At 54.5% G+C, this 21744-nt stretch carries 17 protein-coding genes and 1 tRNA gene; 13 read left to right on the plus strand and 5 right to left on the minus strand.

What is annotated here, in order from left to right; genetic code table 11:
- Positions 1-11 precede the first annotated feature (11 nt).
- Together M0D42_RS08120 and M0D42_RS08125 are read left to right on the plus strand one after the other, a co-directional pair.
- Entirely contained in the window at positions 12-683 is a 672-nt protein-coding gene (locus tag M0D42_RS08120; RefSeq protein ID WP_265018116.1) for a TRAP transporter small permease, read from the plus strand.
- Positions 683-2101, plus strand: coding sequence for a TRAP transporter large permease (locus M0D42_RS08125; RefSeq protein ID WP_265018117.1), 1419 nt, complete (start codon positions 683-685; stop codon positions 2099-2101). The genes M0D42_RS08120 and M0D42_RS08125 overlap by 1 nt, the downstream gene beginning before the upstream one ends.
- 68 nt (positions 2102-2169) lie before the next feature.
- Here M0D42_RS08125 and M0D42_RS08130 read toward each other — a convergent pair whose 3' ends face one another.
- The 3 genes from M0D42_RS08130 to M0D42_RS08140 all read right to left on the minus strand — a co-directional run bounded on the left by M0D42_RS08130 (position 2170) and on the right by M0D42_RS08140 (position 8017).
- Entirely contained in the window at positions 2170-5898 is a 3729-nt protein-coding gene (locus tag M0D42_RS08130) for a translocation/assembly module TamB domain-containing protein (RefSeq protein WP_265018118.1), read from the minus strand.
- Positions 5898-7688, minus strand: a complete 1791-nt coding sequence (locus M0D42_RS08135) for an autotransporter assembly complex protein TamA (RefSeq protein ID WP_265018119.1) — start codon at positions 7686-7688, stop codon at positions 5898-5900. Before M0D42_RS08135 ends, M0D42_RS08130 begins: the two co-directional genes overlap by 1 nt.
- A gap of 239 nt (positions 7689-7927) precedes the next feature.
- Positions 7928-8017 (minus strand) — tRNA-Ser (locus M0D42_RS08140).
- Between the two features lie 209 nt (positions 8018-8226).
- On the opposite strand from M0D42_RS08140, the gene M0D42_RS08145 reads away from it, so the two are divergent.
- The 8 genes from M0D42_RS08145 to M0D42_RS08180 all read left to right on the plus strand — a co-directional run bounded on the left by M0D42_RS08145 (position 8227) and on the right by M0D42_RS08180 (position 15343).
- On the plus strand, positions 8227-9087 hold the full coding sequence (locus tag M0D42_RS08145; protein WP_265018120.1) for an SPOR domain-containing protein: 861 nt from the start codon (positions 8227-8229) through the stop codon (positions 9085-9087).
- Positions 9088-9122: 35 nt separating this feature from the next.
- On the plus strand, positions 9123-10289 hold the full coding sequence (locus M0D42_RS08150; RefSeq protein WP_265018121.1) for a D-alanyl-D-alanine carboxypeptidase family protein: 1167 nt from the start codon (positions 9123-9125) through the stop codon (positions 10287-10289).
- Positions 10286-10927, plus strand: coding sequence for a dTMP kinase (gene tmk / locus M0D42_RS08155; RefSeq protein WP_419195932.1), 642 nt, complete (start codon positions 10286-10288; stop codon positions 10925-10927). The genes M0D42_RS08150 and tmk overlap by 4 nt, the downstream gene beginning before the upstream one ends.
- The gene (locus tag M0D42_RS08160; RefSeq protein ID WP_265018122.1) at positions 10924-12045 is read left to right on the plus strand and encodes a DNA polymerase III subunit delta'; all 1122 of its coding nucleotides are present in this window, start codon (positions 10924-10926) and stop codon (positions 12043-12045) included. Before tmk ends, M0D42_RS08160 begins: the two co-directional genes overlap by 4 nt.
- A 2-nt stretch (positions 12046-12047) precedes the next feature.
- The gene (locus M0D42_RS08165) at positions 12048-12854 is read left to right on the plus strand and encodes a TatD family hydrolase (protein WP_265018123.1); all 807 of its coding nucleotides are present in this window, start codon (positions 12048-12050) and stop codon (positions 12852-12854) included.
- Entirely contained in the window at positions 12851-13651 is an 801-nt protein-coding gene (locus tag M0D42_RS08170) for an MBL fold metallo-hydrolase (protein WP_265018124.1), read from the plus strand. The genes M0D42_RS08165 and M0D42_RS08170 overlap by 4 nt, the downstream gene beginning before the upstream one ends.
- A 6-nt stretch (positions 13652-13657) precedes the next feature.
- Positions 13658-14587, plus strand: coding sequence for an AEC family transporter (locus M0D42_RS08175; RefSeq protein WP_265018125.1), 930 nt, complete (start codon positions 13658-13660; stop codon positions 14585-14587).
- A gap of 111 nt (positions 14588-14698) precedes the next feature.
- Entirely contained in the window at positions 14699-15343 is a 645-nt protein-coding gene (locus M0D42_RS08180; protein WP_265018126.1) for a DsbA family oxidoreductase, read from the plus strand.
- A gap of 6 nt (positions 15344-15349) precedes the next feature.
- Here the strand turns inward: M0D42_RS08180 and M0D42_RS08185 are convergent, their stop codons facing one another.
- The gene (locus M0D42_RS08185; protein ID WP_265018127.1) at positions 15350-15994 is read right to left on the minus strand and encodes a class I SAM-dependent methyltransferase; all 645 of its coding nucleotides are present in this window, start codon (positions 15992-15994) and stop codon (positions 15350-15352) included.
- Positions 15995-15996: 2 nt separating this feature from the next.
- Positions 15997-17025, minus strand: a complete 1029-nt coding sequence (locus M0D42_RS08190) for a hypothetical protein (protein ID WP_265018128.1) — start codon at positions 17023-17025, stop codon at positions 15997-15999.
- Here M0D42_RS08190 and M0D42_RS08195 point away from each other — a divergent pair.
- Genes M0D42_RS08195 through M0D42_RS08205 form a run of 3 tightly spaced genes read left to right on the plus strand, consistent with a single transcriptional unit; the run spans position 17020 to position 21727 of the window.
- Complete coding sequence (locus M0D42_RS08195; RefSeq protein ID WP_265018129.1) at positions 17020-19392, plus strand: glycosyltransferase; 2373 nt, start codon at positions 17020-17022, stop codon at positions 19390-19392. The two genes, M0D42_RS08190 and M0D42_RS08195, sit on opposite strands and share 6 nt — an antisense overlap.
- Positions 19389-21158, plus strand: coding sequence for a glycosyltransferase (locus tag M0D42_RS08200; protein ID WP_265018130.1), 1770 nt, complete (start codon positions 19389-19391; stop codon positions 21156-21158). Before M0D42_RS08195 ends, M0D42_RS08200 begins: the two co-directional genes overlap by 4 nt.
- Positions 21155-21727 (plus strand): hypothetical protein, encoded by a 573-nt coding sequence (locus M0D42_RS08205; RefSeq protein WP_265018131.1) that lies wholly within the window; start codon positions 21155-21157, stop codon positions 21725-21727. Before M0D42_RS08200 ends, M0D42_RS08205 begins: the two co-directional genes overlap by 4 nt.
- Positions 21728-21744 lie beyond the last annotated feature (17 nt).

Below are 21744 nucleotides of genomic sequence, written 5' to 3' on the forward strand. Positions count from 1 at the left end.
GGGAGGGCGCTATGCACGCAAAACCCGGACAAAATTGGGTCGACCACATAGAGGAAACGCTGATCGCTGCGCTTCTTGGTCTGATGACCCTAATCACTTTCGCCAATGTGGTCGCTCGCTACGGCTTTAACTCTAACATTCTTTGGGCACTCGAACTGACCGTCTTCATGTTTGCTTGGCTTGTCCTTCTGGGCGCGTCTTATGCGGTGAAGAAATCAGCACACCTCGGTGTTGACCTGCTGGTCGAATTGTCTGCCCCACCCGTCCGTAAGACACTGGGCATGATCTCGGCAACCGCCTGCATTGTCTTCACATTCCTTTTGCTCAAGGGCTCTTGGGACTACTGGGCGAACTTCGCCAACCTACCCGCCACCGAAGGCCGCTGGTTCCCGCTCGGCTTCGAAGAAAAGTTCCGCGAAAAGGGCTGGTATGAGGTCAACGACATTCCTTTGCCGGAAGTCCTGCGCTGGCTTGAGGGCGCGTTCAACGAGGGCGAAGAATACGAGAAGATCCCACGCCTGATCCCCTACGCCGTCCTTCCATTCTCTATGACGCTTCTCTTGTTCCGTTTCCTGCAGGCCGCTTGGGCCATGTGGAATGGCAACATGGACCGCATCGTCGCGAGCCATGAAGTGGAAGACGAAATTGCGGAAGTCCGCGAACAAGCTGGGGAGCACAACTAATGGAAGTCCTACTTCTCTTTGCAATGATCATCGCACTGCTGGTGATCGGTGTACCAATCGCAGTTTCGCTGGGCCTCAGCTCTGTTCTGTTCCTGCTATGGTTCTCTGACAGCTCGTTGGCATCCGTTGCTCAGACTCTGTTTGCGGCCTTTGAAGGCCACTTCACACTGCTGGCGATCCCGTTCTTCATCCTCGCGTCTTCGTTTATGACGACCGGTGGTGTGGCGAGACGGATCATCCGCTTCTCCATTGCCTGCGTGGGTCACTTCCCAGGCGGCCTGGCCATCGCTGGCGTCTTTGCATGTATGCTCTTTGCGGCCCTGTCTGGTTCCTCCCCTGCGACAGTTGTGGCCATCGGCTCCATCGTGATCGCTGGCATGCGCCAGGTGGGTTACTCCAAGGAATTCGCAGCAGGTGTGATTTGTAACGCGGGTACGCTGGGCATCCTGATCCCGCCGTCCATCGTGATGGTTGTTTATGCAGCCGCCGTTGAGGTGTCTGTAGGTCGCATGTTCCTTGCGGGTGTTATCCCGGGTCTGCTCGCGGGCTTCATGCTGATGGTTGCGATCTATGTGATCGCGAAGGTCAAAAACCTGCCAAAAGGTGAATGGGCTGGTTGGGGTGAGGTTTTTACAGCTGGTCGCGACGCGGCTTGGGGTCTCTTCCTGATCGTCATCATCCTTGGTGGTATCTACGGTGGTATCTTCACGCCAACCGAAGCCGCGGCTGTTGCCGCTGTCTATGCCTTCTTCATCGCGACCTTCGTCTATCGTGACATGGGCCCACTTGCGGCACCAAAGGCGCGTAGCCTGAGTGCTGCGTCGATCACCGACACAGGCGATAATGGACCGGCAACACCGTTCCTGCAGAAGCCATGGTCCGTCGTGACGGCCTTTGTGCACCCAGACACCAAGCACACACTGTTTGAAGCCGGCAAGCTGACAATCACGCTCCTGTTTGTGATTGCCAACGCGCTGATCCTGAAACACGTGCTGACAGACGAACAAGTGCCTCAGACCATCGCATCAGCCATGCTGAGCGCGGGCTTTGGTCCGGTGATGTTCCTGGTCGTGGTGAACGTGATCCTGCTGATCGGTGGTCAGTTCATGGAACCATCAGGTCTGCTGGTGATCGTGGCACCTCTGGTGTTCCCAATTGCCATCGAACTTGGCATCGATCCGATCCACTTGGGCATCATCATGGTGGTCAATATGGAGATCGGGATGATCACGCCACCGGTTGGTCTCAACCTCTTTGTGACCTCAGGCGTGGCTGGTATGCCGATGATGCGGGTCGTGAAAGCAGCCCTGCCCTTCCTGGCCGTGCTCTTCGTCTTCCTGATCATGGTGACCTATATCCCTTGGCTGTCGACATACTTACCGACAACCTTCATGGGGCCAGAGATCATCACCAAATAATAAACCAAAAGAGGCGCTGAAATCACTCAGCGCCTCTTTCACTTTTGAGCGAACCCAATCTGGGAAGCTCAGTAATCCTTCTCAAAGAATATCCCGATGCCAGTATTGCCCTCTGAATTGGTGCCACCTTTGGCGCGAATATTCGGGGTAATATCCAAATTCAGCTCGATCGCTTGATTGCCTTCGCTGTCGATTGTGATCTCTGAATAGATGTTCTCATTGATGTAAGTTCCCGCGCGAAGCTGACGAGCACCTGACTCTGTGGTGGTCACATCAAAATCGCTGAGCCCTAAGGCATTTCGTAAACGACCCGTCACGCCACCTGAGTTGCGCCCGGATAGCGTTGCAATTGCAGAGACCAAGGAGGCCGCTTGAAGTGCGGAGATATTTGCCAAATCCCGCCCGAATAGCAGCTGCGCAATCGCCTCTTCCTGAGGCATATCCGGGTCAGATTCAAAGCGCAGATCAGGATCAGACGCCAAGCCTTCCAAAATTAAAGAGACGGACCCCTCTTCAGTCTGCGACTGTGCAACAAATCGCAAGAAAGGATCAAGGCTGCCGCGCAGATTGATCAACCCTTCAGTCATCACAAAGCGCCGCCCAAGGATGTCAAACCGTCCACGGATCAGTTCGAAGTTTCCGCTTGGGGTCACATCTGACGAGGTGCCGCCAATCCGCAGCTGCCCGCCGAGTTCTGCATCCAATCCACGACCGCGTACAAAGATTTGGTTTGGCGCGGAAAGGGTGACATCCAGATCAAAGGCGCGTCTTGCCGACGATCCAGCCGATTGCTCGACCCCTGCCCTTTTAAGCGTCGCTCGAACATCGCTAGGAGGGTTGATATGATTGATGTCCGGGATTGCACCACTCGCCCCGCTGCTGCCTGTAGGCACCACCACCTCTGTTATCCCAAGAGTGAGCGCACCTGCGATGCGGCCAGCACCCGTAAGTGGGCCAGTTACATTGACTTGCCCAGAGAGGTTTGTGGCAAACAATTCAGGATCAGTGATCCCAAATCGACTTAATGTGATCGCCAGATCAGCGCGGTTTCCAGTGTCCAGAGACAACGGTCCTGAAACGCGGAATGTCCCGCCTTCGCTGGAATTTCCGGTGATATCGATCTGGGCCCGAGCCCCTGCCATCGTGATCCCCCCATTGACTTGCGCCAAGACAATACCACTGTCGGGAAGTGCAACGCGCCCGCCAGAAAAATCGACACGCCCGCTCACCGCATTCAGCCCGGGCGCGCCATTGATCGAGAGATCAAAGCTCGCGTCTCCCTGCACTGAATTTGGAGCAATGAAGCGATTGGCCAACCCAAGTGGGGCACGTCCAATTGTTGTCAGATCAACCCTCTCACCGAAGTTAAAAACGCGTCCGGAGGTGGTGAGCGTCAAACCAGCGGGTCCATTTGCTTTGGCGGTTACATCTATGTCTCGCCCACCCGGTTCATCGAGCTGGGCAGAGCCCGAAAGATCAAACCGTCCACTGAAGCCCGGCGCGATTGGGGCGATGTCTTTTATGGTGGCTTCAAAGTCCAGCTCATCCAGCGATTCACCACTGTTGCCTTTGATGGATACTAACGGTGAAGTTACAGCCAATTCGCGCACTTCCAACCGATTATCCTCTGCAGAGGCCGAGAGCGTCGCATCCAGAGCACCGGCCAAAAGCGGGTCAATTTGTGCCAGCCCCACCTGAAGATTGTTACCCTTCAATTGGACGTCGATCTGATAGGACTGCTGGGACGGTGCAACTCCCCCAGAAAGCTTCAGATCAAGTTCACCAGACAGATCTCGTCCCGTCACCTTTGCAAAGGCCGAGATGTCGGCACTCATGAGGTCAATTTGACCCGAATAAGCATCGCTCTCTGGGTCGTAGTCAAGATCACCACTGATCTGCGACCCGGCGATATCAGCTTCCAAACCACGGAGTTCGAAACCGGTGATTTCATTCCAGAGAACTTGGGATTTCACATTGCCCGCACCAGCGATATTTGGCTCAACCAGCGACAGGTCAGAGAACTTTGCATATAGATCAAGCGCGCCCTCAGCGGGATCGATGCGCCCGGAGGCACTGATCTCAGCGCTTTGGCTCCTGATATCTAGATTTCGCAGCTCAGTCCCCTCCGGGTCACGCGCCGCAGACAATGCAACCTTTGCTTCCCCAACAACCAGTGGATCTAGTCGAGGCTCTGAAATCGAGAGGTTGGTTGTATTTGCGCTCAACTCGACATCAAAACCACCGCCGATGATATCCAGACGCCCGGCAACATCCAATTGTGCAGAACCACGAAGAGGTCGCCCAGCCAATCCTGAGAACGGCCCTAAGTCATCAACATCAGCGCTTGCACGGCCTGTGATTGGAAGACCTTCGGTCAATGCCCCCAATGCGCCAGAAGCAACAATGCGCGCCGTTGCCGAGTTCAATTCGAGCTTTTCGAAAACAAGATCAGCACCATCTTCCCATGCGAAGACCACGCGCCCCGATTGCGCCCCATCAAAGGCGCGTGCCAGATCTGGGTCATTGAAGATGAGATCAGCCAGTTCGAACCCGATTTCACCTGAGACCTGTTTGCCCAAAGAGCGATCAATCGTACCGCTGCCACCAAGCTTGGCAGTGGGCAAAGTCAGGCTTTCATGAACCAGTTCGGAAAGAGAAACATCAGCGGTCCAAGCATCGCTTTTAGAGGCATCAAAGGATGCACTTAACTGCAGCCCGGCGACTGTCATCGGCGCGCCGGAGGTCGGCAAGCGCACAGGGTTTTCTGACGTTAAAATCCCTCGCAGATCAAACATGTCTGGCAGTTTATCCGCACCCAGTGCCAACGCGCCTTCAATGTTGAGCACCCCAGTTTCCAGGGACAGCGCGGTGACGTCCAATGCACCATCCAAAGCGCGATCTGCTTGGAACAACAGAGCAGATTCCGCTCCGAAAAACTCATGAAAATCAGATGCAAATAAAGGCCTTAGATCACCAGCCAATCGTGCACCAAAGCTTTGGGCCAGATCAGCATTTTCGCCGCCTTCTTGATACCGAATATCCCCTTCTAACCGTGCGACATCATCTGTCGATAGGCTTAGCTTTGCGCCAAAATCTGATAGCGGGGCCGCCCCCTTCAATGACAATTCGAGCGCCGGACTGTCAGGGATATTCAGAAGCTCCGCGACAACGCCCTGCGCTGGTTCTTTGAACGACACATCCAGATCAAGCTCGCGCGTTTCATTGGCGAAATTCGCAATGATCGCAAAACGCCCCCTCGCATCTTTTCGCAATGCCTCGACGTCTACCGCCATCGCGCCGCCCGCAAGCTGCGCGTTGCCAGAGATCGACAGGTCAACTTCTTTCCCTACAATCGATGCATCCAACAGGACTGATGCCACATCAATTTTGTCAATCTCAAGCGAGATCGGAAGTTCCGGCACCTCGAAAGTCCAGGATTGCGAATCCTCTGTTGAAATCGCAGGCGCAGGCGTGGGTTTACGCAGAATAGCGATCTCATCTGCAGAGATTTCATTGATATCTACACGCCCTGAAAGAAGTGCGCTACGTGACCAGATCAGAGTGGCATTGTTGATGGTTAGCCAAGTACCCTCGTCATCAGCGATGGTCATCTGCTCAAAGCTTGCTTCAGAAGAAAATGCGCCTCTGAATCCCGAAATCGTCACATCGCGTCCAGCCGCTGAAAGCGCCTCTTCAAGCCAAAGCTCAACGCGGCCTTTTTCGGTGTTTTCCTCAGATTGAGCCCAGACCTGACCGGCCAAGCAGGCCATCAGCACATATGCAATAATCCGTTTCATCAGAAGGCCTGACCGATACCGATATAAAATTCGACGTTGCTTCCAGAGCCCGATCCTACCGGTGCCGCGACATCAAACCGGATGGGGCCAATGCCAGTGTTATATCTCACGCCAAGTCCTGCTCCGAAGTGCCAATCGCCGCTGCCCGTTCCAAAATCATTCGCACCAACGAAGCCCGCGTCATAGAAGGCGACGAGCGACCATGCATCCGTGACTTTCGTCCGCAATTCAGCTGATGCACCGATGAAAGAGCGGCCCCCAACCGTCAGACCTCCCCCCAGATCAACACCCAGGGATTGATAGCCCTGCCCCCGCACTGTTCCTGCCCCACCTGAAAAGAAGAGCATGTCGGGTGCGATGTCTGTCAGGCTACCACCAGTGACGCTACCGATTTGCAATCGCAACGCAGCGGTCAAACGATCCTGTTCGCCCGGTGTTAAGTAGGTGCGCAGATCGGAATAGAACCGCAACCCTGTCGTTGCCCCCCGTGTTTCATAAAACGGCATCAGGTCAACATCGACATAGACACCAGAGGTAGCATTCAGCGTATCATCCCGCGTGTCATAGGTCAGACCAACTGGTAATTGAAGAAAGGACAGTTCGCGACTGCCGAGATCATCCGTCACATCGGAGAACTGATAGGCAACTGAGGCCTCACCAGAAAGGCGTTCACTAAAGATATGGCTCAACCCCAGACCGAGCCGTGCACTGTCTTCTTTGTAGTCTGGCTCATCAACGCGTGCCAATCTGCCTTCAACAAATAGCGCTGTATCTGGCGTAAAGGTCGCTGGACGATCAAACCGCGCACCGAGACTATAGTCGATGCCCTCTCCGGTCTCTCGAATACCGGACACCTCAGCATCCAGCCTCAAACGTTCGCCGCCACCGCGAAGGTTGCGATGCAGCCAGAACCCTGACAGGGAAAGGCCCTCAACGGTTCCGATTTCACCGCCAAAACCAATGCGACGAGGCTTTGCAGCGACCAATTCTGCATCTATGTCCAAGGTCTCATCAGGATTGATCTCTTCCGCTTCGGCCAGCACCACAGATCGATAGACACCGCTGCGGCGCAACCTTTGGCTCGCGGTCTCCAACTCCTGTGGTGAAAACACCTCGCCCACTGGCAGCCCTGCTATTTCTCTGACCCGCTTGGGGCGCACAACGCCATCTTCTGAGACATTCAGCGTGCCAAATCGCAATCGCGGTCCGGGATCTACTTTGATATCGACATTCAATTGAGATTGCCGATGGTTGGCCGTGATCGATTGCGTGGTGATGACAGCCTTCGCGTGCCCGATATCTCGCCAATCATTGATCGCTGTGCGCGCTGTGTCGCGAATAACTTCGGTTCCCGCTAAGCGGGAAGGCGCGAAATCCTCTGAAACCTGAGAGCCTGAGGCAAGCGGACCTATTACGGCTTTGGAAAATGTGAATGCTGCACGGGGAATGACCGAAATTTCAACACGTTCGACAGGTTTGGACGCCTGCAAAAGAGAGATTTCCGAGGCTTCTTGGCCATCAACCAAAATGCTGATCGAGGCACCGTATCGGGCTTGCTGATAAAGAACCCCCAAAAGGCGGCCATAATCAGAGCGTGCAGCGGCCAGAACGTCGATCGTCTCTACATCTTCCTGATTGCGTAGAGATGCTACCGACGACGCTTCAACCAACGAAGCCTCTAACCCAGAAGAATCTGCGTTTAGCTCAAATTCAAAAGTCTTTGCTGGGTTGGGCCATCCGGCACATACTGCCAAAATCGCGGGAATACAGACCCTTAGAGTTTTAATCACGCAGCTCTCCGTGGCCCCAATGTAGCGGGGAAGTTTCGCGCAGCGACCCATCGCTGACGGCAATTTGTCCTGCAAATTTGAGTGTAGTGCATCCCCAAAAGAATTGCAGCATGCGCAACACGAGAAATCTGGTCACGATTGAGCGAGGGTTTGAAATTCGATTTAACTCAAGCGTAAACCGGCGGCACCCCGGAACGAAACCGAAATTCAACAGATTTGTATTTTATGAAAACACAGAGTGGCGGAAGAGGTGGGATTCGAACCCACGGAAGGCGTTAACCTTCGCTGGTTTTCAAGACCAGTGCATTCAACCGCTCTGCCACTCTTCCGGTCGGGCCTGAGTAATGGGCTTGAAATGATTCTGAAAGACCGAAATTGGGGAAAAATCGCCGATTGATCTAACCAGCCTTTTCACAAAGCAGGCTGCGCGTTAGACTGCCTGCAAATGAACGGGCGCCATATGGGACTTCTTTTGGGGAATTGGCGCCTGAAATCAGAACGCCAGCAATCGGCGCGACATTCAGGCAAAGGGCATGTCATGAAAAATTCAATCCATGGGATGGGGTCCACACGGCGACTTGGACGGGTCGTTTTGATGGTTTCCACCCTCGCGTTGGTTTCTGCTTGTGAGGACTTTCAGGGCTTTAATCTGAACAGCGGTAGCGGTTCAGGTAGCAACACGCCGGAGCAAAGCACCTCGACCAAATTTGTAGAGCGCGATGTAGAGGCACCTGAGGTCTTTTCCGCGTCAGAAGCGGGTCTTTGGGATGGTCGCCCATCGCTTGGAGGTGTCTGGGTGGCCCATCCGGATGTAACCGATCCTGAACGCGTGATCATCCGAAATCAGGCCAATGGCAAGTTTGTCATCGGCGCGCTCTTCCGTCGTGAGCGCGCCCTGCCGGGACCACGTCTGCAAGTGTCTTCAGATGCTGCTGGTGCGCTTTCAATGCTTGCAGGCCAACCGGTTGAGCTGGAAGTAACCGCTCTGCGTCGTGAAGAGACACCGGTGGAGCCAGAAGTGGTTGAGACGGTTGAAACCGCTGAGACCGTAGAGACCGAAACACTCGATCCGGTCGCCTCTGCGGCGGCGGCAATTGATGCAGCGGAAGCCACGCCGGCCCCTGCCCCGGCGCCAAAACCAGCGGCTGCACCAAAGACCAGCAATCTTTCAAAACCGTTCATTCAGATCGGCATCTTCAGCGTTCAGTCCAATGCCGAGAACACAGCCGCGCAGATGCGCCGCGCAGGCATGGTGCCCACCATCAAAACCGGCGAAAGCAACGGCAAGAAATTCTGGCGAGTTGTGGTTGGCCCAGCCTCAACGTCTTCAGAACGGTCGTCCTTGCTGAAAAAGATCAAAGAGACCGGCTTTACCGACGCTTATGCGGTTACACACTAACAACGTGATATGATTTCTGGGGGATCAGGATCGTGATGAAAACAGTCAAATCTGTGCTAATGGGCACGATTGCAGCCGCGTTGATTTCAGTTCCCGCGTGGGCCTTTGAAACACGCGCCAAAGCGGCCTTTGTAATCGACCAAACCACAGGCACCGTTCTTTTGACCAAGAATGCGGATGATGCTTTGCCACCCGCCTCTATGTCAAAACTGATGACACTTTACATGGCCTTTGAGGCCGTACGCGACGGGCGTCTCTCGATGGAAGAAAGGCTCCCGGTTTCGCAACACGCTATGAGCTACGGTGGCTCAACAATGTTTCTGGATACGACAGATCGGGTGAAAGTGGTGGATTTGATCCGCGGGATCATTGTGCTTTCTGGCAACGATGCCTGTGCGGTGATTGCGGAAACGCTGAGCCCAGACGGCACCGAAGAAGGTTTTGCGCGTCAGATGACCCTGCGGGCGCGCCAACTCGGCATGACAAATTCTACTTTTGCGAATTCCAATGGCTGGCCAGCCCCTGGGCACCGTATGTCCATGCGAGATCTGGCTCTTTTGGCCAATAAACTGATCGCCGATTTCCCAGAATTCTACCCGATGTTTGCGGAAACCGAGTTTGCCTTTGACGGGCGCGCGCCGCGGAACACACAGAACCGCAATCCACTTTTGGCGCTTGGCATTGGTGCAGACGGTTTGAAAACCGGTCACACGCAGGAAGCAGGCTATGGCCTGGTGGGTTCTGCAAAACAAGCTGGGCGTCGCGTGATTTTTGCGATTTCCGGCATGGATAGCGCCAAAGATCGTGCGGAAGTTTCCGAACAGATTGTCAATTGGGCCTTCCGGCAGTTTAGCGAACGTCAGGTCCTGCGCGCAGGCAAACGCGTGGCGCAGGCAGATGTCTGGATGGGGGCGAGCACGAAGGTCGGGTTGGTCTCAGAAGCGGATGTCGACATTTTGCTCCCAGTGATTGGGCAAAATGATCTGGAAGCAGAGGTTGTTTACAATGGACCGCTGCAGGCCCCTATTCAAAAAGGTCAGGCCCTGGCGGAATTGGTGATCAAGCCGATGGATCTGCCAGAAATTCGTGTCCCACTGGTGGCCGAAGCAGATGTCGCCGCTGGTGGTTTTTCGGTGCGTATGCGCACAGCGACCTCGGTTTTGATGTCTCAATTTGGGCTGACTTCTGAGGGTGCAAGTTGACCGACCACCAAATCAAACGGCCCGGCACGTTTATCACCTTTGAAGGCATTGACGGGTCTGGAAAATCCACCCAGACCAAACGGCTTGCTGCTCATCTGGAAAGCCTCGGTCACGAAGTTATTCTGACACGCGAACCCGGCGGTTCAGTTGGGGCCGAAGAAATCCGTAGCCTGGTGCTTGAGGGCGATCCAGATCGTTGGTCTGCTGAGACTGAGCTTCTGCTTTTTACGGCCGCGCGTCGTGATCATCTCGAACGCACCATCTATCCGGCATTGGACGCTGGCAAGATTGTAATTTGCGACCGGTTTGCCGATAGCACGCGCATGTATCAGGGCCTCTCTCGCGGGGATCTGCGCGAAAAAGTTGATAAACTTCATGGACTTATGATCGGCACAGAGCCTGACCTTACGATACTGATCGACATGGATCCCGCGATTGGTCTGGCGCGGGCGAAGGGCCGACAGACAGCGGAAGAGCGCTTTGAAGACTTCGGCCAGGAGTTGCAGATCAAAATGCGCCACGGGTTTCTGGACCTCGCACAACAGTTCAAGGACCGTTTCCGTCTGATCGATGGCAACCGAGATATGGACGACGTTGCAGCCGATATTCGTCTGGCCGTCACGGACTATCTGCCATGAGCGATGACAATTTGCCTGAAAGCGACCGCATTGAAGGCGCACCGCACCCGCGTGAAACCGCTCGGATATTTGGACAAGATGCTGCTCAGGCAGGCTTTTTGGAAGCCTTCAACGCCGATCGTCTGCACCATGGCTGGCTGCTGACTGGTCCCAAGGGCGTAGGCAAAGCCACATTGGCTTGGAAAATCGCGCAGTTTTTGCTCGCTACGCCGAAGGATGACGGTGGTGGTCTCTTTGGGGATGCGCCTCAAATTGCTGACAGTCTGGATATTGACCCAGAACATCCGGTCGCACGGCGCATTCAGGCGGGGTCGGAACCGGGTCTTTTCTCCGTCAAACGTCCTTATGACGAGAAAACCAAAAAGCTGAAAAGCCAGATCACTGTTGATGAAATCCGCAAGTTGAAGAACTTCTTTGCTCTCTCTGCAGCGGATGGAGGCCGCCGCGTTGTGATTGTGGACAGCGCCGATGAAATGAACGTTAGTGCGGCCAACGCGCTATTAAAGTTGCTCGAAGAGCCCCCTGCTGACACAACAATCTTATTGATCTCGCACCAGCCTTCTCGCCTTTTGCCGACCATTCGCTCGCGCTGTCGCGAATTGCGCCTGAGCGCGCTGAGCAGCGAAGACATGGCCGCCGCTCTAGCGCAGGCCGAGGTCGAAGCGGAACATTCCGATGCCATGGCCGAGCTTTCAGCTGGATCCGTCGGTGAAGCCATTAGGCTGTCGCAATCAGGCGGATTGCGGATCTACGCAGATATTGTGAATCTCTTTTCCGAGCTGCCACAGCTCAACCGCCCAAGAGCATTGGCACTGGCGGAATCTGCGGTCGGAAGGGGCGCTGAAGAACGCTATGATCTTATGCTGAATCTGATCGACCTCTTCCTGATCCGTATTGCACGCACTGGAGCGACCGGCCAACCACCTGTGGTCGAAGCAGCACCGGGAGAAGCCCAGCTCTTGAGTCGGCTCTCCCCAACCCCGCACAAAACAAGGGCGTGGGCAGAGGTCGCTGCCGAGATCACCTCACGTAGCCGCCATGGTAAGTCAGTTAATCTTGACCCCGCCGCCTTGGTGCTGGATACGGTTTGGAAGATACAACAAACCGCTCAAGGCTGAGAATGACCAACGCCCCCCTGATTACCGACAGCCACTGCCATCTGGATTTCCCGGATTTTGACGGTGAACACGATGCGTTGATTGCGCGCGCATCAGAGGCCGGCGTGGGGCGCATGGTGACGATTTGCACACGGCTTAGAAACGAGCCTCAAGTGCGTGCTTTGGCTGAGAAATACGCGCCCGTCTTCTATGCCGCAGGCACCCATCCCATGAGTGCAGCCGATGAGCCTTTGGCCACCGTTGAAGAACTCGTTGCGATGGCGCAGCACCCCAAGTTCGTGGGCATTGGCGAAAGCGGGCTGGACTACCATTACACCGCTGAAAGCGCTGACATTCAAAAACAGTCATTGCGAGTGCATATCGAGGCGGCTCGACAGACTGGCCTGCCCCTGATCATCCATGCCCGCGCGGCGGATGAGGATATGGCACGCATCCTGTCTGATGAGCATGCAGCAGGCGCTTATAGCTGCGTCATGCATTGCTATTGCTCCGGGCCTGAACTCGCCAAGACTTGCCTTGATCTGGGATTTTATCTGTCGATGTCTGGCATCGCGACGTTCAAGAAAAGCCAAGAAGTGCGCGACATCTTCGCGGCGGCTCCTGTTGATCGTGTGCTTGTAGAGACCGACAGTCCCTACCTTGCGCCAACGCCTTATCGCGGCAAGCGCAACGAACCGGCCTACACCGCACATACAGCACAGGTAGGTGCAGAGGTCTTCGGCATGGACTACGCCGAATTTGCGGCGCAGACCGAAGCCAACTTTGAACGGCTCTTCACCAAAGCGATCCCAAAGGCGGCGGCTGCATGAGCGATACCCTAAGCTTCACGATCCTCGGCTGCGGCAGTTCCGGCGGCGTTCCGCGTTTGGGTGGGCATTGGGGAGACTGCGATCCCAATGAACCAAAGAACACCCGCACGCGCTGCTCCCTGTTGGTTGAGCGCGAAGGCCCTGAGGGCAAAACCACAGTTCTGATCGACACCAGCCCAGATATGCGCCAGCAACTTTTGCGTGAAAATGTTGGGCGCTTGGATGGCGTGATCTACACCCACAACCATGCCGATCACGTGCACGGTTTGGACGACCTGCGAATGATCGTTTTCAACATGCGTGAGCGGGTGAAAGTCTGGGCGGATACGCCGACCCAAGACGCACTGCTTTCGCGTTTTGGTTATGCCTTTGTGCAGCCAGATGGCTCCCCCTACCCGCCGATCCTTGATCTGCACGGGATCACCGGGGATGTCACCATTGACGGTGCTGGTGGGCCGATCACTTTTGAGCCCTTGGAAGTCACACACGGCAGCATCGACGCGCTTGGGTTCCGCATACATGACGTGCTCTATATGCCTGATGTTTCAGATATTCCGGAAACCATCTGGCCGAAGCTGCAGGGGCTACGCTGCTGGATCTTGGATGCTCTGCGTCGCACGCCACACCCAACGCATGCGCATTTAGAGCGGTCTTTGGAATGGATCGAGCGCGCGGCACCCGCCGAAGCGGTTTTGACCAACATGCATATCGATCTGGATTACAAAACGATTGCAGAAGAAACCGGCGACAATATTCAGCCTGCCTATGACGGGTTGAAATTGCATTTTGCGATTTAAGATCAGATGCTTGAAATCCTAAACGTCGTCCTTCCGGTCTTTGTGCTGATCGGGGTTGGGTATGCGGCGCGCTGGGTAAATCTGATTACTGACGCTCTGGTCGATGCGCTGATGCGCTTTGCAATCACCTTTGCGGTCCCTGCACTTCTCTTTCAGGGCATTTCCAAACTCGATCTCTCGCGCAACTTTGACCCAGCCCTTCTCAGCAGCTTTTATATCGCTGCGGCGGCAAGTTTCTGCATCGGCATACTGGGTGCGCGGTTCCTCTTCAAACGCGACATCGAAGACAGCATTGTGATCGGCTTTGCCTGTCTCTTTTCCAACTCGCTCATGTTAGGCCTGCCCATCGCTGAACGGGCCTATGGCCCGGAAGGGCTGTCTGGAAACTTTGCGATCATTTCAATCCACTCGCTTTTTGCCTACGGAGTAGGCATCACCACGATGGAAATTGTAAAAGCACGCGGCAAGTCAGTGCTGCAGATCCTTCAAACGGTATTGAAAGGCATGCTATCTAACGCACTCGTGGTTGCTATTGCCTGTGCCTTTGCTGCCAATCTCTCAGGTCTGACAATCCCTGCGGCAGTGGATGACAGCCTTGATCTTCTGGCGCGGTCAGCCCTCCCGATTGCTCTTTTTGCGATCGGCGGCATCCTGCGGCGCTATCGTCCCGAAGGCGATCTGCGAACCATCTTTTTCATTTGTTTAGTGTCTTTGGTCTTCCATCCAAGCCTGACCTACCTTCTGGCGCATTCGATGGATCTTTCTAAGGACGGTCTAAGATCTGCGGTCACAACTGCTTCCATGGCCCCAGGGGTCAACAGCTACCTCTTTGCGAATATATATGGCCGCGCAAAACGCGTAGCTGCCAGTGCCGTCCTAGTCGGTACAACTATCTCAATTTTTTCGGTATCGATCTGGCTGATCATCCTGCCATAGGTTTGGTTCAGATAAGTGGCGTTTGATCATCTTTATGTGATCACTCCCCCCTTGTTCTGTAGCAGGTCAATCGCCATCCTTTGAACGCAAGCGAATTCAAAGGATCTGGTTATGGCATTGCGTGTCGATATTGTCTCTGATGTGGTCTGCCCGTGGTGCGCCGTTGGGTATAAGCAACTCGAAAAGGCCGTCGCCGCAACAGGCCATGAAATCGAGGTTCATTGGCACCCGTTTGAACTGAACCCGCAAATGGGTGCAGACGGTCAAAATCTACGTGAGCACCTGACTGAGAAATATGGGTCCAGCAAGGAGCAATCCGATCAGGTCCGGGGCAAACTCAAAGAACTCGGTGATGAGCTTGGCTTTGCATTCAATTTCAAAGAAGAGAGCCGGATATTCAACACATTTGAAGCACACCAGCTGATCCATTGGGCTGGCGAGCAAGGCAAAGCACATGAGCTGAAACTCGCACTTCTGGCCGCCTATTTTTCAGATGGGAAAGACGTTTCTGACCCAGAAGTTCTGCTGGCTGAAGTCGCCGGAATTGGGCTTGAAGCTGACAAGGCCCGTGAGGCTCTGGAAAGCGGTGCATTTGCTGAAATCGTGCGTAGTAAGCAGGAATTCTGGCACTCGCATGGAATCAACAGCGTGCCATCGATGATTTTTGACAGCAAACACCTTGTACCGGGCGCACAAGGCACTGAAACTTACGTCAAAATCCTAGAACAGCTGGCCGGATCCCCAACGAATTCCTAACAAGCTTTAAACAATTTTCTTCCGCGCTAGGCCGAGTTGGAATTCTCGGTATTCGCAAACCTGTTCATATCCGAGATGCGGAAGAATGGTTTCCCAGACACGGCGAACAGCCGGGGCTTCGCGTTCATCCATATCATAAGGCTTCATCCGGCCAGGGTTGTTTTGATAATATTGCGATCCGCCAATGGTCCAATCCATATCATCCAGCAAAATAAGTCCACCAGGCCGCAATAGCATATCGATGAGCAGCACCCCAAAACCGGTGTTATCCCAAGTATGGCCGCCGTCAAAGAAACAGAAATCGAACTGAGGTCGGGGGGACGCGGTGATCAACCGTTGTAGCTCCCACGTGTAGGAGCGTTTGGCAAAAAAGGGTGTCACACGATGGCTGAGCCCCGTTTTTGCCAGCATTTCTTCGATATTTGGCTCTTTATCACGCGCCTTGCTCAGATCGAATGTGGAGAGATGGCCTGCATCCTGATCTTCTAAAATCGCTGCGATGTAACAGCTGCTTTTGCCGTGAAAGAAACCAATCTCGATGATGTCTTTTGCATTATTGTCCTCAATAATGGCCTTGACCAAATTGGCGCGGGATCGGGTCATATAGGGGGTATCTGCGTAATGCTCGTCGACAATATCCAAATGTGACATCCCTAATCCCTTTTTTCACTCTGTGTTGCATCAAGTAGAGTCTCAATGGAAAGACCACCTCCGCCTTTCGTGGCAAGCCACGCATGGCGCATCGCCCAAATTGGGCTTTCATCGGCAGGCGCCCACAGCGTTTTCTCTCTTGAACCGTGATGAAAGCAAAATAACTCTGCGAAAGCTGCAAAAATGCCCTCATGCTCTTTAGACACCACCATTTGCGGTTCGATCACATCCCAGATTGCTAAAACGTCAGGAGAAACCGGCTGCGCTTTAAGAAGCTTCAAAGCCTGATCCACATGACCTTCTGAAGCCCAATGTGCAAATCGCCCAATCCGCAGTGTCAGCGCCTCTCGGGTCATGCTTTCGGGGAAACTATCCAGCTCATCAAGTGAGGCAATCAAAGCCTCGGCTGGCGTTTCTTGCATGCATGCTGACGTCGCTTCAGTGCTGCGCAACACTGCAATGTTGCACCACTTTGGCTGTCCGGTTTTCACCAGTCCAAACCAGCCCAGAGCAATCATCACATCGATCAACGACAGCATGTCTAGATGAGCTGGGTTCAATCCATGTTTAACCAAAACATAGGAAGAAGGAGCGAGGCTTGCGCCAATACTTCTAAGGCAGGTCAATAAATCCTCAGCAGACCGCGGTGCGTCGATCAAACAAAAATCCAGTTTTGCACCGGACCATTTAAAGTCCTCAATCTCACTTTGATGAATGCGCGCGCCCAGGCCTTGCTGAGCCAAACGCGCCTCAAACAATGGCCGGAAACTCTGCCCAACCGGCAAAACATCGGGGTAGTTTTTGGCGTTTAACTCGCTCCACTGAAAGCGGTCCACCACATGGAGTTCCCCTCGCCTGGCGAGACGTTCACTGACGCCGCCAAGCCATGGGCCAAACTCAATCAAGCGAGGCTCTGGCGGGAGTTTCGCAAGGATTTGATCGACCAAAGCCACATCAGCCTCCCCCATCATGCGCGGCGTATCTGGAAGGTTTTCAACGGAAAACTTGCCTTCGCTTAGGGGCCCATGCATACTGATTTTACCTTTCTATTGACCGGAAAATCTATGGATCAGGGTAGTTTACTGGATGATTTCGCGCAAGTTCGCCGCCAAGTAATTACCCTATGCTCAAGCAACCGCTTCTCTGCAGCACAGATGCTATTGGTCGGCTCAGGCCATTCACCCAGCCAATTGCCGGGCCTTTGGGAGCACATCGCACGCAAGGCTGCTGAAGCAGGTCACGATCCCATCGCGCAAGAGATCCGAAGGCAAATCACAGCTGCTGGCGGGCAACATGAAAGGCTGACATTGGATGAGGCGGCGTTCTTGTTAAAGAATGGCGATTACCAGAATTCCATCTTTGTGGTGGAAGGGTATTTTGGCACTACTCCCGACCACCCGGAGGCTTTGGAACTCCTGACCCTCGCCTACATGCAGGAAGCGACCGGGCGACGAAACGGCACTCGGCTGCGCACGAGCCAGGAAGCGGCGTTAAGATTGACTGAAGGCGTAACTCCAATATCAGAGCGGCACGCAATGGCCGCCATCGATCTGCTGCGATATTCTGGTGAATATGATCGTGCCTTGGCCATGAACATGCGCGCCATAAAGCAATTCCCTGATGATGTGCGGTTTCTGATGCGCCGCGCGCGTATGGACGAGCAAAAGGGCCAGTTTGACACCGCTATCCCAATTTGGGTGCAAGTGGCAGAGCGCTCAGAGCGCTATCGAATTGAGGCCCTCTTCCGACTTCGTTCACTCTATCAGAAATTAGAGCGGTTCCCGGAAGCAGAGGCAATCGCTGCGCAGCTCCTCAGCAGCGATCTGCCAATTGACCGCCGGGTGATATTGGCGATTCAGGTTGGACAGCGCCCGCTAATGCTTGCAATCCTTCGTGCACTCTCATCCAGTCAGTTGGTGATGGAGGGGCTTTCTTTTGATCAAGGGCGCGCCATTGGAGATGCGCTTTTGGACAATGGAGAAATTGGTCTGCTGGTCTGGCTGCGCAGGCGGCGCATGCCCCTCAGCGACCGGGTGAAACAGGTGCTTGATCACTGCGCCTTTGGCGAGCCTGACGGCCCTGAACTCCCTGATCGTTTTGAAACCGCCAGCAAGATCCGCAGTCCGGAATTCATGTTGCCCCTTGAAGACTTCGCAGGATTGCCACCCAAACCACCTGGCTGGCCCGGTCGACGACGCGATCCGGGGCGCATCTTGTTGGTCAATTCCTCCTTAAAAACGGGTGGTGCCGAACGTCAATTCGTCGCTCTGGCAAAGGCGCTCCTGGATGCAGGAACCCATCCGGAAGAGATTCATGTGGCGCTCTTCTCTGTCGAAGCTGACCGGGGCATGGACGCCTTTTTACCCGACCTCGAAGCACTTGGGATCACTATCCACAACCTTGGCACCACAGAAATTGATAACCCCACCCTGCCCGCAAATATCGAACGTGTGATCAGCGCTTTGCCATATGATCTGCGGCAAGATGTGACGCCCTTGTGGCACCTGCTGAGCAAACTCAAGCCCAATGTCGTACACGCTTGGCAGGACCGATCCTGTGCCGCTTGCGGTATTGCCGGCAAGCTCACAGAAGTTGAAAGCTTGGTCCTCAGCATGCGCAACATGTCGCCTCAGACGCGACGTGACAGCAAACTGGCGGAAACACGTCCGTTGATTGCCTCCCTCGCCAAACAGGACAATGTGACCATTACGGCGAATGCAGCTGCGGCTGTTCAAGACTATGCTGATTGGCTGTCACTAGATGGCGACACGGTGCAAGCCCTGCGTAATATCGTCGATGTTGATCACTTCGCGCCGGTGCGCGAAGCCTATATCTCCCGACAAACCAACGCAGCGATCACAATCGGAGGGGCCTTTCGCCTCGCACTGAATAAACGCCCCCTTCTTTGGCTTCAGACCGTTGCTGCGCTGAAATCGCGCCTTGATGTGCCTTTGGTTCCGGTGCTTTTCGGGAGTGGGCCAATGTTCGATCAGGTCACCCAAGAAGCGGATCGACTTGGGATTACAGACCTCAAAGTGATCACCGGTGAAACGGATCCCCTTAAGATTTACAAAGAGTTGGACTTGCTCTTGTTGATGTCGCGCGTGGAGGGATTGCCCAACGTCCTATTGGAAGCGCAAGCCGGTGGCATTCCCGTTGTCGCTTGTGACGTAGGCGGTGTGAATGAAACGCTGCAAAAGCGAGGCGACGCGGGGGCGCTGCTGCTGCCTGAAGATGTGTCAGCAGAGAATGCCGCTGATCAAATCGCGCATTGGTTGCCTACCGCGCGCGCGGCACCCATTGATCCGCGCATCGGCTTTATTCGCAAGAATTACGGCGCTGAAGCCGTCATTCGCCCTCTGATCGATACCTATTGCGGTCGGAGGGTTGAGCAATGAGCAGCACCAACACTCCACATCGCGTCGGTGTATTGGGCGCACAATACGATCCTCTTGGGCAGCTCCTAGAAGATCAGGTCGGCCACGAGAACACAATCTTTCTCCCCATCATCACGCCGCCGACCACTCCAGAGCAACTCGATGAGATCATTGTACTTTCACAGCATGATGCACTTGCCCATTTTCCAGAGCTTGCGGCGTCTGCCCTTCCTTGCAGTATTGTATTGCGCCGAAATGACGCGCTTCAGGAACCGCACGATTGGCTGATGACCCTCAGGATGTTGGCAAACTGTGTGAAAGAATGCACCAAGACATCGATTAAGCTCCACGCCATCACCGAGGTCGCTGCAACTGAGCTGTCCGAGCTTCTCGATATGCAAATATTGCCTTGCCCTGATCTGGTCTCGGTCGCTCCCCGCGAAACCAGTCTTCCTGTGGATCGACAAAACATCGAAGCGACTTTTTTTCTTGATGAGGCTGCGCAAGACCGAGAAGCCCGCAAAATCGAAGTCACTGCCCTATCTTGGGCAAAGCTCAGAAGGCTTTCGCGTATCCGACCTCAAAACCCGAAGGACACGGACCTTCAAGACCTCGCCGATTACGCCAGCGCAGGTCGTGTGAGCAACACAACAGCAAAGCCCCAAAACACGCTCAAACTGCTATCCGTCGTGCCCAACGGGGTAGGTCTTGGGCATATTACTCGAATGATGGCGCTGGCAGCGGCTCTCAAGTCGCAGCGGAACACAGAAGTGACTTTCTGGTGTTTCTCGCGGGCGGCAGAAATCTTGCAAGCTGCTGGATACCCGATTGTCCTGCGCCAAACCGCTGCGCATTTGAAGGCCCACCCGCCGGATTGGCGTGCCTTTGAAACGCAGGAATTCGCTCTGCTTCTGCAGACTTTGAAGCCTGATATCGTCGCCTATGACGGTGCCATGATTGACCCCTTTGTCTTTGACGCTCTGAGAATGCCAGGATGTGGAAAAAGCGCGTTCCTTTGGGTTCGCCGAGGTATGCTTGCACCAGATTCCGATCCGCTCTTCATGGAGAACGAGCAGTTCTGCGATCTGATCCTTGAGCCCGGCGATCTTGCCGTTGCCGTCGACCAAGGTCCCACACGCACCCGCAAAGCTGACAAACGCGGCTTCTGCCGGTCTTATGAGACCAAACCCGTCTCTCTGGCGGTCGGCATGCCAGCCTGTACGCCACGCGAAGCCAAGAAGCGTATGGCGCTCGGACGTGGCAAACACTGCCTCGTGTCTCTCGGTGGTGCCTTTGGCGATTGGGATGCGCTCGAATCAGCTTTGGTGTCTCAGGCGCAGAAACATAAAATTAAACTGATCTGGGCACAGAGCCCGCTTGCTGCACCGCCCCAATCACAAGGCACGTTGGTCCGTCGGCTGTTCCCCCTTAGCCGCTACCTTCCGGGGATCGATGGTGTTGTGACTGCAACGGGGTACAATAGCTTTCACGAATTGATGCTGACCTACGACAAGCCGGTACTTTTTGCGCCCACCAATCACATCCGCATGGATGATCAGGTTGCGCGAGCCAACTATGCGGCGCAACAAGGGTGGGCCTCCGTGGTTCGTGCTGATCTTCCAGATGAGTCAGAGCATCAGATTTCTGATTTCATGCAGCAGATCAAAGCAGGTCGAACCTATCCCGCACGCCCGACTGAATCCCTTGATGCCGTAAGTCTCAACGATCAGATCAATCGCATGTTGGCGCCCTATGAAAGCCACGTCGTTCAGGAGGTTTCAGTATGAGTTCGTCCTATGCACCCTCTTCACTTTTGCGCCGCCTGACCCGTGAAAATAAGACCATGGGCCCACGTCTGGCACAGCTTGAATTTCAAAACCTTTCCAAAGAATTGGATCAAGACGATCTCTTTGATCTGGCGCTTGATTTTCCTAACGACAAAATGGCTGATCCGCTTACGCCACCCAATATTTCAATGACGCCCTTCGCAGATCATCTGCCGTCGTTAAACGTCACACTGGGGCGCACAGCTTGGTCCCCTGATGCCGCGGCTCTGCCGGTGGTTGGAGTCTTGGTGCGGAACGTCGAAAGCTCTGTTCTGCGCCCTGCTTTGAAGGCGCTTTTACGCAAGCATTACATTGAGCCTTTTGCCCGCTATGTATTCCTCTGTGAGGTGATGCGCCCGATCCCTTTCCTCGGTCGATACGAGTTCACATACGAGTACATCGGGCAGCAGAAACCGCTTGAGATCGCCCAGAGGATGCGACGCAGATATGGGATGGTGCAACTACGTGATTTGACCTCTGGCCAAGCACTCTGGAAAGCCATGAGCAATCCTTCGCCCGCAGGCGGCTGAATCTTGCCTGCCACAAT

Origin of the sequence: Cognatishimia activa, assembly GCF_026016445.1 — a bacterium.
Lineage (GTDB): Bacteria > Pseudomonadota > Alphaproteobacteria > Rhodobacterales > Rhodobacteraceae > Cognatishimia > Cognatishimia activa_B.

Excerpts from the sequence above, each read along its gene's own strand:
- M0D42_RS08120 (WP_265018116.1), top strand. The coding sequence starts at position 12 with ATGCACGCAAAACCCGGACAAAATTGGGTCGACCACATAGAGGAAACG.
- M0D42_RS08125 (WP_265018117.1), top strand. The coding sequence starts at position 683 with ATGGAAGTCCTACTTCTCTTTGCAATGATCATCGCACTGCTGGTGATC.
- M0D42_RS08130 (WP_265018118.1), bottom strand. The coding sequence starts at position 5,898 with ATGAAACGGATTATTGCATATGTGCTGATGGCCTGCTTGGCCGGTCAG.
- M0D42_RS08145 (WP_265018120.1), top strand. The coding sequence starts at position 8,227 with ATGAAAAATTCAATCCATGGGATGGGGTCCACACGGCGACTTGGACGG.
- M0D42_RS08150 (WP_265018121.1), top strand. The coding sequence starts at position 9,123 with ATGAAAACAGTCAAATCTGTGCTAATGGGCACGATTGCAGCCGCGTTG.
- M0D42_RS08160 (WP_265018122.1), top strand. The coding sequence starts at position 10,924 with ATGAGCGATGACAATTTGCCTGAAAGCGACCGCATTGAAGGCGCACCG.
- M0D42_RS08165 (WP_265018123.1), top strand. The coding sequence starts at position 12,048 with ATGACCAACGCCCCCCTGATTACCGACAGCCACTGCCATCTGGATTTC.
- M0D42_RS08170 (WP_265018124.1), top strand. The coding sequence starts at position 12,851 with ATGAGCGATACCCTAAGCTTCACGATCCTCGGCTGCGGCAGTTCCGGC.
- M0D42_RS08175 (WP_265018125.1), top strand. The coding sequence starts at position 13,658 with ATGCTTGAAATCCTAAACGTCGTCCTTCCGGTCTTTGTGCTGATCGGG.
- M0D42_RS08180 (WP_265018126.1), top strand. The coding sequence starts at position 14,699 with ATGGCATTGCGTGTCGATATTGTCTCTGATGTGGTCTGCCCGTGGTGC.
- M0D42_RS08185 (WP_265018127.1), bottom strand. The coding sequence starts at position 15,994 with ATGTCACATTTGGATATTGTCGACGAGCATTACGCAGATACCCCCTAT.
- M0D42_RS08195 (WP_265018129.1), top strand. The coding sequence starts at position 17,020 with ATGCATACTGATTTTACCTTTCTATTGACCGGAAAATCTATGGATCAG.
- M0D42_RS08190 (WP_265018128.1), bottom strand. The coding sequence starts at position 17,025 with ATGCATGGGCCCCTAAGCGAAGGCAAGTTTTCCGTTGAAAACCTTCCA.
- M0D42_RS08200 (WP_265018130.1), top strand. The coding sequence starts at position 19,389 with ATGAGCAGCACCAACACTCCACATCGCGTCGGTGTATTGGGCGCACAA.
- M0D42_RS08205 (WP_265018131.1), top strand. The coding sequence starts at position 21,155 with ATGAGTTCGTCCTATGCACCCTCTTCACTTTTGCGCCGCCTGACCCGT.